Raw genomic sequence first — 14,580 nt, 5'->3', positions numbered from 1 at the left:
GGGCGGAGATCGACAGGAAGGGCATCAGCTGGCCGCGCCCTTCTTCTTCGCCTTCTGGGCTTCCGCACGGGCGGCGGCGGCCTCCTCGGTCAGGCGCACCACGAGGCGGTCCGGCATGCGCAGGTCCACCGCGATGATGTCCTTCTCAAGCAGGCCGGCCTCGCGCTCGAACCGGACGAGGCGGGCGAGCGCCGCGGCCGGATCGGCTTCGGGCAGGCGCACGTCGATGCCGTCGAACTTGAGGGTCCAGCGCCGACCGGACACGTAGGTGCCGGCCTTGATCCGCTCGGCGAGCGGTCCGGCGGCGGCGATGAGGGCGAGATATTCCGGAAGCTTGGTGTTGGCGTCGTCGCCGACCACCAGGGGGAGGCTGGCATAGCGGTCGTCCCGCATGGCGTCGATGACGGTGCCGTCGGCGGCGATCACGCTGATCTCGCCGTTCTTCTGCCAGAGGGCCGCGGGCTCGCGCTCCACCTGGGTGATGGCGATCTCGTTGGGATAGATCTTCCGGACGGAGGCCTGGGCGATCAGCGGCACGCGCAGCAGCCGCTCGCGGACCTCGTTGACGTCGAGGAAGGGAACCGAGGAGCGCCAGTCGATGCCGGCGGCGGCCAGCACCTCGCGCTCGTACATCCGGGAGATGCCCGAGATGGTGACGCGCTCGACGCCGAAGCCGGCGACGCGCGCCGCGATGTCGAGGGGACGGCCTTGCTCCGCCACGAAGGCGTCGTAGCGGCCACTCGCCACGAAACCGGCGAGCGCCATGGCGGCGGCGGACACGGAGACCGCTACCACGCCGACGCCGCGCGGCAGGCGCTCGCTCAGGCGCTGACCCGAGCGGGCCCGGCGGACCGAGAGCGACCGAGGCGAGACGCGGCCGGCGAGCCGGCCCAGGATCGCGCCAGCGAGGCGCGCGGGACCGGTCCGGCCGGCGGCGTCGCCGCTCAGCGATTCAGGGAAGCGTCCTCCACCATCCATCGGACGAGCTCACCGAAACTCAGGCCCGCATGGGCCGCCATCTCCGGCACAAGGCTCGTCTGGGTCATGCCGGGTTGCGTGTTGACCTCCAGCACGACGAGCAGACCGGTTCCACCCGGTGTGTCGTCGTAGCGAAGGTCGGCACGGCTGACGCCCCGACAGCCCAGTGCTTGATGCGCCGTTAACGACAGTTCTTGGACACGCTGGTAAACATTTGGTTTAAGTTCGGCCGGGAGCACGTGCACCGACCCCCCCGGGGCGTATTTAGCGTCGTAGTCGTACCAATCCCCCGTCGCGGCCTTCACCTCGATCACGCCGAGGGCCCTGTCGCCCATCACCCCGCAGGTGAGCTCGCGGCCGGCTATGTAAGGTTCTACAAGGACTTGCTCGCCGAACGTCCACTCCTCGGAGGCGAGGATCTGGGGGGGGTGCGAGCGCCCGTCGCGCACGATGATCACACCCACCGAGGAGCCCTCGGCGATGGGTTTCACCACATAGGGTGGCGGCAGGGGGTGTGTCCTGGCGGCCTCACGACGGTTAACGATCCGGCCTTCCGGCACGTCGACGCCGGCCGCGCGCATGACGGTCTTGGCCTGCTCCTTGTTCATCGCGAGCGCCGAGGCGAGGACGCCGGAATGGGTGTAGGGGATCCTGAGGATCTCCAGGAGACCCTGGATCGTGCCGTCCTCCCCGTCCGGGCCGTGCAGCGCGTTGAAGGCCACGTCCGGCTTGAGCGCCGTCAGCACGGAGGCGATATCGGGACCGACATCGACCCGGGTGACCCGGTAGCCCTCGCCCTCGAGCGCGTCGGCGCAGGCCTTGCCGGAACTGAGCGAGACTTCGCGCTCGGCGGAGGTGCCGCCCAGCAGGACGGCGACGTGCTTGGACATCAGGGCACCTCGAATAGGTCGGCTTCAAACAGACTCTGCAGGGACCGGACGGTCACCGGTGGCAGACGAGCACCGTATCCCGGCCGCATCGGCGAGGCGGGAACACCGCGCTCACCGGGGGGCGGCCGCCGCGCCGATCCGCCGGATCTCCCAGCGCAGCTCGACGCCGCTCGTCTCGCGCACCCGGCGACGGACTTCCTCGCCGAGTCCCTCGATATCGGCGGCGGTCGCATGGCCGGTGTTGATCAGGAAATTGCAGTGCATCTCGCTGACCTGGGCGCCCCCCCGGGTCAGGCCCCGGCAACCGGCGGCGTCGATGAGCTGCCACGCCTTGCCGCCCTCGGGATTGGCGAAGGTCGAGCCGCCGGTGCGCTCGCGGATCGGCTGGGCGGCCTCACGGGCGGCCGTGACCCGCTCCATCTCCGCCTCGATGGCGGCCCGGTCGCCGGGCTTGCCCCGGAACAGGGCGCTCGTGAAGATGACGTCCTCCGGGGCATCCGAATGCCGGTAGGAGAAGCCCATGTCGGCGTGGCTGAAGGTGCGCAATGCGCCCCGGCGGTCGATTCCGCGCGCCTCCACCAGCACGTCGGTGGTCTCGCCGCCATGCGCGCCGGCATTCATGCGCAGCGCGCCGCCGATCGAGCCCGGGATGCCGCGGTAGAAGGCGAGCCCGTCGAGACCGGCCTCGGCGGCCGCCTTGGCGAGGCGCATGTCGGGAACCGCGGTGCCCACGGCCAGCGTGTCGCCGTCGATCGCGACGCTGCCGAACGCCTTGCCGCCGAGCCGGACCACCACGCCCGGCACCCCGCCGTCGCGGACGATCAGGTTCGAGCCGAGACCGATAACCGTGACCGGCACGTCGGGGTCCAGGGTGGCGAGGAGGCGCGCGAGATCCTCCTCGTCGGCCGGGGTGAACAGGACCTCGGCGGGGCCGCCGACCCGGAACCAGGTGAGGTCGGCCAGCGGCTGGTCGGCGAGCAGACGCCCGCGGAGATCGGGCGCGGCGGCGCGGATACGGTCGTGGAGGGATGCGGTCATCTTTGGATCTCCCCGCTCCCCGCCTGCGGGGAGAGGGATGCGACGACCGTGTCGTCGCATCGGGGCGGCAGCCGAGGGTGAGGGGGCGGCTCCAGCTGTGGCTTGACTGAAGCCGCCCCCTCACCTTCGCCCTTCGGGCGTTCCGTGCCGACGACGGGGTCGTCGCGACCCTCTCGCGGCAAGCGGTGAGAGGGGGGCGGCACGGACAAGATCGTGTCTCGGACGCCGGCGACGGTGTTCACGATCCCGACGTTCCAGAACCCCAGGACGCGAGAGCCCTGTGCGGTCAGCCACGGGGCCCGAACGCCATGGTCGCTGTCCGCGTGGTGGTCGCCATTCCGCTCGCCAATCAGGCGTGACGTTCGGCAGTCGAACTCCGCGACAGAGCGCCTGATCGATTCCTGCCGGACGACCTCGGCCCCGCCGAGACGCCGGTCCCGCAAGCGACACCGGAGGCGGCGCTCGGCCTCGGTCTGTGATCCGCGCAGGCATCGCCGGAAACGGGCCGGTTCCGGATCGGCCCCGCGCATCCCCTTACCGTCCCCGCGCGGCCAATTCGCCCGGCAGCGCGTAGGCCCATTGGGTGATCGTACCGGCCCCGAGGCACACCACGTAGTCGCCCGGCTTGGCGAGCTCTGCGATGATCCCCGAAAGTTCCTCAGGCCGCTCCAGCGCCCGGGCGTCGCGGTGGCCGCGGGAGCGCAGGCCCGCTACGAGGCTGTCGCGGTCGAAGCCCTCGATCGGCGTCTCGCCGGCCGCGTAGACCGGCGCCACGATCACCGTGTCGGCATCGTTGAAGCAGGTGCAGAAATCGTCGAAGAGCGATTGCAGCCGGGTATAGCGGTGTGGCTGCACCACGGCGATCACGCCGTGCTCGGTCGAGGCGCGCGCGGCCTTGAGCACCGCCTTGATCTCCACCGGATGGTGTCCGTAATCGTCGAAGATCGTCGCGCCGTTCCACTCGCCGGTGCGGGTGAAGCGCCGCTTGACGCCGCCGAAGCCGGCGAGCGCTTGGCGGATCGCGTCGGGCTTCACGCCGAGCTCGTGCGCCACGGCGAGCGCCGCGGTGGCGTTGAGCGCGTTGTGCTTGCCCGGCATCGGCAGGACCAGGTCCTCCATCTCCATCCGGTAGCCGGGGCGGCGGTCGCGGATCATCACCCGGAAGCGGCTCTGGCCGCCGCGCAGGTCCACGTCGATCAGGCGCACGTCCGCCTGCGGGTTCTCGCCGTAGGTGATGATCCGCCGGTCCTCGATATGGCCGACGAGATCCTGCACCACCGGATGGTCGATGCACATCACCGCGAAGCCGTAGAACGGGATGTTGTCGATGAACCGCCGGAACGCGTCCTTCACGGCATCGAACGAGCCGAAATGATCGAGATGCTCGGGGTCGATGTTGGTGACGATGGCGACGTCCGCCGGCAGCTTCAGGAAGGTGCCGTCGGACTCGTCGGCCTCCACCACCATCCAGTCGCCCTCGCCCATGCGGGCATTGGTGCCGAAGGCGTTGATGATGCCGCCGTTGATCACCGTCGGGTCGAGGTTGCCGGCCAGCAGCAGCGTCGCGACCAGCGACGTGGTCGTGGTCTTGCCGTGCGTGCCCGCGATGGCCACGCAGGACTTGAAGCGCATCAGCTCCGCCAGCATCTCGGCCCGGCGCACCACCGGCAGACGGCGCTCCCGGGCGGCTTGCAGCTCGGGATTGTCGCGCTGGATCGCCGTGGAGACGACGACCAGGGCCGCCTCCTCGACGTTCTGGGCGTCGTGGCCCACGAAGGTGCGCATGCCCTTCTCGGCGAGACGGCGGACATTGGTGTTGTCCGAGGCGTCCGACCCCTGCACCGTGTAGCCGAGGTTGTGCATCACCTCGGCGATGCCGGACATGCCGATACCGCCGATGCCGATGAAGTGGATGGGTCCGAGCTTGTCGGGCAGCTTCATGGGTCGAACCGTCTGGTGTCGGGATCGCCGGTGCGGAATCCCGGGAGGATCAGGTGCGGGCGGCCGTCTCGACGACGACCTCGGCCAGCCTCTCGGCGGCGTCATGGATGCCCGCGCTTCTGGCCGCATCGGCCGCTGCGGTCAATTTTGCCGGCGTCTCGAAGCAGGCCGTGAGGTCCGCGGCGAGGCGCTCGGGCGTGAAATCCGACTGTTTCACCGCCAGCGCCGCGCCGATCGCGTCGAGGGTCGCGGCGTTGGCAGCCTGGTCCTGATCCAGCGAGCCGGGCAGCGGGATTAGGATCGCCGGGCGGCCGATCGCCGCCAGTTCGGAGACCGTCGAGGCCCCCGAGCGCGAGACCACGAGGTGGCTCGCGGCCATGCGGGCCGGCAGGTCCTTGAAGAACGGCGCCGCCTCGATCCCCGCGAGACCCATGGCGAGGTAGCGGTTCTGCACCGCCGTCAGGTCCTCGGGCCGGACCTGCTGGACGAGGTGCAGCCGGGCGCGCAGCGCTTCGGGCAGACGGGCGATCGCCTCGGGTACGACCTCGCCCATCACGCGGGCGCCCTGGCTGCCGCCGAACACCAGGAGTCGCAGGGCGTCATCCGGACCGAAGGGGGGATACGGGATCTTCGCCGCCTCGATCACCGCCGGGCGAAGCGGGTTGCCGGTGTGGATCCGCGGAGCTTTGGCCTTCTCGGGCACGCCGCGCACGTCCTTGAAGCCGGTGGCGATGGTGCGGGCGCCCCGCGCCAGGAAGGCGTTGGCCCGGCCCATCACGGCATTCTGCTCGTGCAGGATCGTCGGCACGCGCAGGATCTGGCCGGCCAGCACCGGCGGGACGGTCGGATAGCCCCCGAAGCCCACGATGGCGGCCGGGTTGATCCGTCGGATCTCCTTGGCGGCCACGCCGAAGCCGCGGCCGAGCGTCAGCACGGCGCCGGCCCGCTTCAGCGGCGAGCGGCCGGACGGCGTCGCCGAGGCGATGGTGACGACCTCGGAGGCCGGGAACTCGGACGCGATAGAATCGACCCGGGCGTCGGTGGCGAGGGCCACCCGGATGCCGCGGGCGCGCAGCGCGTGGGCGAGGCTCTCGGCCGGGAACAGGTGTCCGCCGGTGCCGCCCGCGCAGAGCAGGATCGTGGGGGTGAAGACCGTCACCGCATCACTCCTGCGACGGTGGCCGGCGCGGTGCCGGGGGGCTTCTGGCTGAGCATCACGGTGCGGGGGCGCTTGCGGGTCAGGGCGACGAGGAAGCCGGTGCCGAGCGCCAGCGAGATCAGTGAGGAGCCGCCGTAGGAGACGAAGGGCAGCGTCATGCCCTTGGCGGGCATCAGCTGGGTGTTCACCGCCATGTTGATGCAGGCCTGGAGGCCGAACAGCGTGGTCAGGCCGGTGATCGCCAGCCGCGAGAAGGTGTCGTCGGTGCGGCGGGCGAGCTTGAGGCCGCGCAGGACGATGAAGGCGAACAGGGCCACGAGGCACAGGCAGACGATCACGCCGAACTCCTCGCCGGTGACCGAGAAGATGAAGTCGGTATGGGCGTCGGGCAGGTGGCGCTTGGCCACGCCCTCCCCCGGTCCGGTGCCGAACCAGCCGCCCGAGCGGAAGGATTCCCGCGACCAGAAATCCTGGAAGCCGCCGCCGGAATCCCGGTCGAGGAACTTGTTGAAGCGCTCACGCACGTGATGGAAGAACAGATAGGCAGCGAACACGCCTCCGAGGCCCAGCACGCCGAGGACGGCCACCCAGATCAGGTGGAGGCCGGCCACGAAGAACAGCGCGCACCACACCATGGTAATCAGCATGGTCTGGCCGAAATCGGGCTGGAGCAGCAGCGGCACGATGGTGATCGGCAGCAGCAGCAGGGCGAGGATCCCGCCCGGCATGTCGCGGCGCTGGGCGCCTTCCGAGAAGGCCCAGGCGGCGACGACCACGAAGGCGGGCTTCACGAATTCCGAGGGCTGCAGGCCGAAGGAGCCGAACTGGATCCAGCGGTGCGCGCCCTTGATCTCGGGCCCGAACTTGCCGGCGAGCAGGCACAGGACGACGCCGCAGACCCAGGTGACCAGCGCGAGCCGCCGGATGCCGCGCAGCGACAGGAACGACACCGCGCAGATCAGCAGGATGGTCGGCGCGAGGTACATCGCCTGCCGGTTGAGGAAGTAGAAGGTCGGGAGGCCGATGCGTTCGGCCACCGGGGGGCCGCCGCCCATCAGGAAGACCAGACCCGCGATCATCAGCGCGAACAGGGCCGCGAGCAGACCGCGGTCCACGGTCCACCACCAGTCCGTCAGGGGCGTGCGTTCCGCGCGTGACATCATGCCGGGCAACGACTCCAGGCCGCGCGGATGCCGATCCGCGCGGGTCGGGCCTGATCCTGTGCAGGAATGGTAAACGGAGCCTTATGGTCGCCGCGTGGGCTTTCGGCCGCCGCGAAACCGGCCTGCGGTGGAGTGCTGTATTCGACCGGTTTTATACTGGTATAAAGACACCCTATGTTAATCTTCCCATTGCAACTTTCAGGTGTACCCCCGGCGGGTCGAGGCGCGCCGCGCCTGGCCCGCCCAGAGGAAGCCGACGCGCCATGTTTTCTGCCCTGAACGTCCGTGAAGCGCATGCCAAGCTCGCGGCCCTCGACCGGGTTCAGGGCGTGATCGAGTTCGATCTGGCCGGGCGGATCCTCTCGGCGAACCGCAATTTCCTCGACGTCGTCGGGTACACGCTGCCCGAGATCGTCGGGCAGCACCACAGCCTGTTCATGGATCCGGCCCAGCGGGACGCGCCGGACTACCGGGCCTTCTGGGAACGCCTTCGGTCCGGCGCATTCGAATCCGGTCAATTTCAGCGGGTCGGCCGCGGCGGCCGGCCGATCTGGATCCAGGCCTCGTACAATCCGATGCTCGACGTCCGCGGCCGCCCCTACAAGGTGGTGAAGTTCGCCACCGACATCACGCAGCAGCGGACCGAGGAGGCCGACCGCGCCGGCCAGATCGCCGCGATCGACAAGGTGCAGGCGGTCATCGCCTTCGATCTCGACGGCACGGTGACGGCGGTCAACGACAATTTCCTGACCGCGATGGGCTACACCCGCGACGAGGTGATCGGGCAGCATCACAGCCTGTTCGTGGACCCCGCCCACCGCGAGAGCGAGGGGTACCGGGCCTTCTGGGCGGCCCTGCGGAACGGAACCTATCAGGCCGCCCAGTTCCGGCGGATCGGCAAGGACGGCCGCGAGGTCTGGATCCAGGCCTCCTACAACCCGATCCTCGATGCCGCCGGACGCCCCTACAAGGTGGTGAAGTTCGCCACCGACATCAGCGATCAGGTCCGGCTGCTCGCCAATCTCCGGACGCTCATCGACCAGAATTTCGGCGAGATCGAGCAGGCGGTGACGCATTCGACGAAGGCGGCCGCGCTGGCCTCGTCGGCGGCGGATTCCACCTCCGGCAACGTCCAGACCGTCGCGGCCGCGGCCGAGGAACTCGCGGCGTCGGTGGCGGAGATGTCCCAAAGCATCGTGCGCTCCCAGGGCGCCACCGACACCGCCTATGCCTGCGTCCAGGACGCGGATGGCCACACCAAGCGCCTCGCCGAGACCGCCACCGCGATGACCGGCATCGTCGGCCTGATCCGGGATATCGCCGGCCAGATCAACCTGCTGGCGCTGAACGCCACCATCGAGGCCGCCCGGGCGGGGGCGGCGGGCCGCGGCTTCGCGGTCGTGGCCTCGGAGGTCAAGGCGCTGGCCGATCAGGCGGCGCGCGCCACCGGCCAGATCAACGGCGAGATCGCCAGCGTGCAGCGCGTCTCGCAGGAGGTCGTGCAGGCGCTCAGTTCGATCGGATCCTCGGTCTCGGTGATGCGCGAGACCGTGGTGGCCACCGCGGCCGCCATCGAGGAGCAGAGCACCGTGACCCGGGACCTCGCCGAGAACATGCAGAGCGCCGCGGGCGCCGTCACGGCGATCACCGGCAATATCGGGGCGATCGTCCAGTCCGTGGCCAACGTCTCGCAGGCGGTCGGCACCACCCGCGACGCCGCCAAGGTTCTCGCGCGCTGAGAGCGGCGCACCCTCAGGGCAGCGCCTGGACCAGCTCGCGGAAGCGGTTGCCGCGGATCTCGAAGTTCCGGAACTGGTCGTAGGACGCGCAGGCCGGCGACAGCAGCACCACCGGCTCCGGCGCGCCCGAGGCGGCGGCGTTCTCGGCAGCCTTCGGGACGGCGTTCTCGAGGGTCTCGCAGCGGGTGTAGGGCACTGCGCCCTCCAGGGTCGCCGCGAAGGCATCCGAGGCGGCGCCAATCAGGTAGGCGTGGGCGACCCGCTCGAAATACGGCACCAGCGGGAAGATGCCGCCCTCCTTGGCCTTGCCGCCGAGGATCCAGTGGATGTCCCGGAAGGCGGTGAGCGCCTTCTCGGTGGAATCGGCGTTGGTCGCCTTGGAATCGTTGACGAACAGGACGTGGCCGCGCCGTCCCACCTCCTCCATCCGGTGCGGCAGACCCGGAAAGGACGTCAGACCCGCCTGGATCTGCTCCGGCGACAGGCCGAGGGCCCGCGCCACCGCCACCGCAACGCCTGCATTCTGCCAGTTATGTGCCCCCCGGAGGGAGCCGATCCCGTTGACGTCCGCGAGCGCCGTGCCGTCGACGTCGCGGACGATCCCCTCGCGCACCGTCAGCGCGTCGGTGCACAGCACGTCGCCGTGGGGCACGTGGACGCGCACGAGGTCGGCGCCGCGCCGGTCGGCGATCGCCCGGCTCGGCGCGTCGTCGATGCCGACCACCGCGAGGCCGGCGCCCTGGATCAGACGCTCCTTGATGGCCGCGTACTGCTCCATGGTGCCGTGGCGGTCGAGATGGTCGGGGGTGATGTTCATCAGCACGCCGACGCTCGGGTCGAGGCTCGGCGTCAGGTCGATCTGGAACGACGACATCTCGATCACGTGGACGCGGTCCGCCGCGGGGGGCTCCAGCGACAGGATCGCGGTGCCGATATTGCCGCCCATCTGAACGTCGCGGCCCGCCTGGGCGAGGACATGGGCGATCAGCGCCGTGGTGGTCGACTTGCCGTTGGTCCCGGTGATCGCCACGAACGGCGCCCCCGCCGCCTGGGCCCGCCGCTCCCGGCAGAACAGCTCGATGTCGCCGATGATCGCGACGCCCGCGTCCCGGGCGAGCCTGACGCTCCAGTGCGGCTCGGGATGGGTCAGCGGCACGCCCGGGCTGAGCACGAGGGCGGCGAAGCCGGACCAGTCGGCCTCGCGCAGGTCCCGCGTCTCGATCCCGGCCTCCCGCGCCCGCGCGAGGCTGTCGGCATTGTCGTCCCAGGCCTGCACCCCCGCGCCGCCGGCCTTCAACGCCAGGGCCGTGGCAAGTCCGGAGCCGCCGAGTCCGAACAGGGCGACGGTCTTTTCCTGGAAGACGGTGACGGGGGTCATGCGGAACTCTGGATGCGGCAGCCGAACCCGGCCGATCCCGCCCGCCGTCTCATCCCGTCGTGCCGGCGCGCGGCGGAGGTCTCGAAGGGCTCCAGGGATCGCGTGGCCGGCTGGAGGGCTCCTTCGAGGCTGCTGCGCAGCACCTCAGGATGAGGGCGAGCGTGGGATCGCCCACTTTCATCGCCCCTCTAGCACAGTTTTTCAGCGCAGCTTCAGCGTCGCCAGACCGGCCATCGCCAGGATCACCGCGATGATCCAGAAGCGGATCACCACCTGCGGCTCCTTCCAGCCCTTTTGCTCGAAATGGTGGTGGATCGGCGCCATGCGGAAGACGCGCTTGCCCGTGAGCTTGAACGAGGCAACCTGGATGATCACCGACATCATCTCCAGGACAAACAGCCCGCCGACGATGGCCAGGACGATCTCGTGCTTCGTCGCCACCGCGATGGAGCCCAGCAGGCCGCCCAGCGCCAGGGAGCCGGTGTCACCCATGAAGATCTGGGCCGGCGGCGCGTTGAACCAGAGGAAGCCGAGACCGGCACCGATCACCGCGCCGCAGACCACGGCCAGTTCGCCCGTGTCGCGGACGTAGTTCACCTGCAGATAGCTGGCGGTGAACGAGTTGCCGACGAGATAGGCGATGAACCCGAAGGTGCCGCAGGCGATCATCACCGGCACGATCGCCAGGCCATCGAGGCCGTCGGTCATGTTCACGGAATTGCCCGCTCCGACGATCACGAAGGCGCCGAACAGCGGGTAGAACCAGCCGAGATTGAGGAGGGCGTCCTTGAACACCGGGAAGGCGAGCTGGTTCTGGAGGGCGGCGGGGGAATAGACCGCGACGGTGAAGCAGGCCGCCATGGCGATCACGGCCTCCAGGGCGAGGCGGAACTTGCCCGAGAACCCCTTGTGCGACTGCTTCGTGACCTTGAGGTAATCGTCGTAGAAGCCGATCGCACCGAAGCCGAGCGTGACGGTCAGCGTCACCCAGACATAGTGGTTGCGCGGGTTGGCCCAGAGCAGGATCGCCACGACGGCGCCGGCCAGGATCATCAGGCCGCCCATGGTCGGCGTGCCGCGCTTGGTCAGCAGATGGGTCTGCGGCCCGTCCTCGCGGATCGGCTGACCCTTGCCCTGGCGGATCCGCAGCAGCGAGATGATCCAGGGGCCGAACCAGAACACGAACAGGCCCGCGGTGAACAGCGCGCCGCCGGTGCGGAAGGTGATGTAGCGGAACACGTTGAGCGGCGTGAAGGCGCTGCTCAGGTCCGAGAGAAGGTACAGCATCCGGGCGCTCGGCCCCCTTGTTCAGGCTCAGGTTTCGGGGAGCGGCGCCGGCTGCGCCGAACGCGCGGACGTGCCGGTCACGGGACGGCCTGGGTCCGCCGGGTCGGATCGACCGCGTAGCGGGCTTTCAGCGCCTCGACAATCCGGCCCATGCGGCTGCCGTTCGATCCCTTTACCATGACGACGTCGCCGGATCTGAGATTCCGGGCGAGCGGCTCGAGCAGGTCGGCGGCGGTGTCGGTCACGGCGCCGCGGCGGCTCACCGGCAGGGCCTCGAACAGGTGGCGCATCAGCGGACCGGCCGTGAAGACGAGGTCGATCCGTGCCGCCTCGATCGCCTCCGCGAGGCCGCGGTGCAGGTCGGCCGCGGCGGCGCCGAGTTCCAGCATGTCGCCCAGCACCGCGATCCGGCGTCCGCGGGGTCCGGTCTCGATCCCGGCGAGCGTCGCCAACGCCGCGCGGACCGCGACGGGGTTGGCATTGTAGCTCTCGTCCACGAGGTAGGCGGTGCCGCCACCGATCTCGAGGGCGGTGCGCTCGCCGCGGCCCGCCGGCGGCGTCAGGCTGCCCAGAGACAGGGCGGCGCGGGCGAGGTCGGCCCCGAGGCTGTGGACCACCGCCATGACGCCGAGCGAATTCAGCGCCGCGTGCCGTCCGGCCGTGCCGAGCTTGTAGGTGACGGGCTGGCCCATCACCGCCGCGTCGATCACCGACAGGTCGGGGCGGAGCACGATCTTCAGGGCGCGCACGTCGGAATCCGGGTGCTCGCCGAAGGTGACGACCCGTCCCGCCCGGGAGGCCTGCGCGTGGGCCGCGAGCCGGTCGAAATGCGGAACGTCGCGGTTGACGATCGCCACGCCGCCGGGCTGGAGCCCGGAGAAGATCTCGCCCTTGGCGTCCGCGATGGCGGCGAGCGAGGCGAAATGTTCGATATGGGCGGGCGCGATGGTGGTGATGAGCGCGATGTCGGGGCGGACCTGGGCGGTCAGCGGCACGATCTCGCCGCCGTGGTTCATGCCGATCTCGAACACGCCGTAGCGCGTGGAGCGCGGCATCCGCGCCAGGGTCAGGGGCACGCCCCAATGATTGTTGTAGGAGGCCGCCGAGGCGTGGGTCTCCCCCTGCTCGGCCAGGACGTGGCGCAGCGCCTCCTTGGTCCCGGTCTTGCCGACCGAGCCGGTGACGGCCACGACCTGCGCGCCTGTCCGGGCGCGGGCGGCGGCGCCGAGACGCACCATCGCGGTGAGTACCGGGTCGGCGCCCGCTTCGGGCACCGTCAGGACGGGACCGTGGGACGCGAGGTCCCCGAGGCGGGACGCGCTCACCACCGCGGCGCCGGCCCCGCGGTCCAGGGCGTCGGGAACGAAGTCGTGGCCGTCGCGTGCATCGCCGCGGATCGCGAAGAACAGGTCGCCGGGCTGGAGCGTGCGGGTGTCGATCGAGGCGCCGCCGATGGCGCGCTCGGGGCCGATCAGTCGGCCGCCCGTCGCGGATTCCAGCTCCTCCCGCGTCCAGAGTGCGGTCATCGTCGATTCCCCCGTCGTCCTCAGGCCGCCGCGGCAATCGCGGCACGCAGGACCGCATGGTCCGAGAACGGCAGCGTGCGATCCCCCACGATCTGGCCGGTTTCATGGCCCTTGCCGGCCACGACCAGGACATCGCCCGGTCCGAGCCGGCCGACGGCGCTGTGAATCGCCTCGGAGCGGTCGCCGATCTCCTCTGCGCCCGGAGCGGCGTCCAGGATCGCCCGGCGGATGGTGGCGGGATCCTCGGTGCGCGGGTTGTCGTCCGTGACGATGACGACGTCGGCGAGCCGCTTCGCGATGGCGCCCATCAGCGGCCGCTTGCCCCGGTCGCGGTCGCCGCCGCAGCCGAAGACCACGATCAGCCGGCCCGACGCGAACGGGCGGAGCGCGGCGAGCACGCTCTCCAGGGCCTCCGGCTTGTGGGCGTAGTCGACGAGGCAGAGCCCGCCCCGCGCCTCGCCGATCCGCTCCATGCGGCCGGGGACGCCGGTGAGATGGTCGAGCGCGGCGAAGACGCCGTCGGGATCGGCGGCGCCCGCCGGTGTGGCGAGGGCGAGGCCGGCCGCCACCAGGGCGTTCTCCACCTGGAACTCGCCGACGAGCGGCAGGCGCAGATCCCGGGCCCGGCCGGCGAACAGGACCCGGGCGGCCTGCGCGAACCCCTCGGTCCGGACGGATTCGACGTGCAGATCCCGGCCGCCCCGCCCGACCGTGCGGACCGGACGTCCTGCGCCTTCGGCCGCGGCGATCACCCGCTCGGCATAGGCGCCGTCGGCATTGACGATGGCCGGGCAGCCCGGCGGCAGCAGGTCTGTGAACAGGCGCAGCTTGGCCGCGAGGTATTCCTCGATGCTCGCGTGGTAGTCGAGATGGTCCCGCCCGAGATTGGTGAAGCCCGCCGCGTCGAGGCGCACGCCGTCGAGCCGGCGCTGCTCGATCCCGTGGGAGGAGGCCTCCATGGCGAGGTCGGTGACGCCCTCGGCGGCGAGACGCGCCAGCGTCCGGTGCAGCGTCACCGGGTCCGGGGTGGTCAGGGATCCGTACTGCGCGCCGCGGTTCGTGACGATTCCGACGGTGCCGAGGCTCGCGGCGTCGCGTCCGAGGCGGGCCAGGATCTGGCGCACGAAGTCGGCCACCGAGCTCTTGCCGGCGGTGCCGGTGACGGCCACCACGGTCCCGGGCTGCGCGCCGGCGAGGCGGGCCGCGGCGAGAGCGAGCGACCGGCGCGCGTCGGCGACCGGGATCCAGGCGACCGCGTCCGGCAGGTCGGCGGGGCGGGCCCCCTCCCCGGCCACCGCGGCGGCGCGGCGCTGGGCGGCCTGCGCGGCGAAGCGCCGGCCATCGGCCTTCGTGCCCGGCACCGCCACGAACACCGTGCCGGTGGCGACCTGCCGGCTGTCGGCCGTGAGGTCCGATACGGTCAGGTCCGCGGCCGGGCCGGTGGCCTCGGGGAAGAGGTCGGCGAGCCGCGCACTCATGAA

12 protein-coding genes are annotated in these 14,580 nt (G+C 70.8%); 1 reads left to right on the top strand and 11 read right to left on the bottom strand.

Annotation, left to right across the window (positions count from 1 at the left end):
- Positions 1–24: 24 nt before the first annotated feature.
- The 7 genes from PQI07_RS19750 to PQI07_RS19720 all read right to left on the bottom strand — a co-directional run bounded on the left by PQI07_RS19750 (position 25) and on the right by PQI07_RS19720 (position 7,169).
- On the bottom strand, positions 25–978 hold the full coding sequence (locus tag PQI07_RS19750; RefSeq protein ID WP_043356333.1) for a cell division protein FtsQ/DivIB: 954 nt from the start codon (positions 976–978) through the stop codon (positions 25–27).
- Positions 945–1,868: a D-alanine--D-alanine ligase gene (locus PQI07_RS19745; protein ID WP_043356331.1), complete on the bottom strand. Its 924-nt coding sequence runs from the start codon at positions 1,866–1,868 to the stop codon at positions 945–947. The genes PQI07_RS19750 and PQI07_RS19745 overlap by 34 nt, the downstream gene beginning before the upstream one ends.
- Positions 1,869–1,979: 111 nt before the next feature.
- Positions 1,980–2,906, bottom strand: coding sequence for a UDP-N-acetylmuramate dehydrogenase (gene murB / locus PQI07_RS19740; RefSeq protein ID WP_053608386.1), 927 nt, complete (start codon positions 2,904–2,906; stop codon positions 1,980–1,982).
- Positions 2,903–3,436 (bottom strand): DUF559 domain-containing protein, encoded by a 534-nt coding sequence (locus PQI07_RS19735; protein ID WP_274927255.1) that lies wholly within the window; start codon positions 3,434–3,436, stop codon positions 2,903–2,905. The genes murB and PQI07_RS19735 overlap by 4 nt, the downstream gene beginning before the upstream one ends.
- A 4-nt stretch (positions 3,437–3,440) precedes the next feature.
- The gene (murC, locus tag PQI07_RS19730) at positions 3,441–4,847 is read right to left on the bottom strand and encodes a UDP-N-acetylmuramate--L-alanine ligase (protein WP_043356325.1); all 1,407 of its coding nucleotides are present in this window, start codon (positions 4,845–4,847) and stop codon (positions 3,441–3,443) included.
- 49 nt (positions 4,848–4,896) lie between these two features.
- Entirely contained in the window at positions 4,897–6,006 is a 1,110-nt protein-coding gene (gene murG, locus PQI07_RS19725) for an undecaprenyldiphospho-muramoylpentapeptide beta-N-acetylglucosaminyltransferase (RefSeq protein WP_274927254.1), read from the bottom strand.
- Entirely contained in the window at positions 6,003–7,169 is a 1,167-nt protein-coding gene (locus PQI07_RS19720) for an FtsW/RodA/SpoVE family cell cycle protein (RefSeq protein WP_043356321.1), read from the bottom strand. The genes murG and PQI07_RS19720 overlap by 4 nt, the downstream gene beginning before the upstream one ends.
- 263 nt (positions 7,170–7,432) lie before the next feature.
- On the opposite strand from PQI07_RS19720, the gene PQI07_RS19715 reads away from it, so the two are divergent.
- Entirely contained in the window at positions 7,433–8,908 is a 1,476-nt protein-coding gene (locus PQI07_RS19715) for a methyl-accepting chemotaxis protein (protein WP_274927253.1), read from the top strand.
- 13 nt (positions 8,909–8,921) lie between these two features.
- Here PQI07_RS19715 and murD read toward each other — a convergent pair whose 3' ends face one another.
- From murD to PQI07_RS19695, 4 genes are all read right to left on the bottom strand, one after another.
- A complete protein-coding gene (gene murD, locus PQI07_RS19710) occupies positions 8,922–10,286 on the bottom strand; it encodes a UDP-N-acetylmuramoyl-L-alanine--D-glutamate ligase (protein WP_043384245.1) in 1,365 nt (454 codons plus the stop codon).
- Between the two features lie 201 nt (positions 10,287–10,487).
- Entirely contained in the window at positions 10,488–11,573 is a 1,086-nt protein-coding gene (mraY, locus tag PQI07_RS19705) for a phospho-N-acetylmuramoyl-pentapeptide-transferase (protein ID WP_043356717.1), read from the bottom strand.
- A 77-nt stretch (positions 11,574–11,650) separates the two neighbouring features.
- The gene (locus tag PQI07_RS19700) at positions 11,651–13,099 is read right to left on the bottom strand and encodes a UDP-N-acetylmuramoylalanyl-D-glutamyl-2,6-diaminopimelate--D-alanyl-D-alanine ligase (RefSeq protein WP_274927252.1); all 1,449 of its coding nucleotides are present in this window, start codon (positions 13,097–13,099) and stop codon (positions 11,651–11,653) included.
- Positions 13,100–13,119: 20 nt separating this feature from the next.
- Positions 13,120–14,577 carry a UDP-N-acetylmuramoyl-L-alanyl-D-glutamate--2,6-diaminopimelate ligase gene (locus tag PQI07_RS19695; protein WP_274927251.1) on the bottom strand — a complete coding sequence of 486 codons (1,458 nt, stop codon included), beginning with the start codon at positions 14,575–14,577 and terminating at the stop codon, positions 13,120–13,122.
- Between the last annotated feature and the right edge of the window lie 3 nt (positions 14,578–14,580).

Source organism: Methylobacterium sp. 092160098-2 (genome assembly GCF_028920805.1).
Taxonomy (GTDB): Bacteria; Pseudomonadota; Alphaproteobacteria; order Rhizobiales; family Beijerinckiaceae; genus Methylobacterium; species Methylobacterium fujisawaense.
The sequence above is the reverse complement of the archived record's forward strand: the minus strand, read 5'-3'. Positions and strand labels throughout refer to the sequence as shown.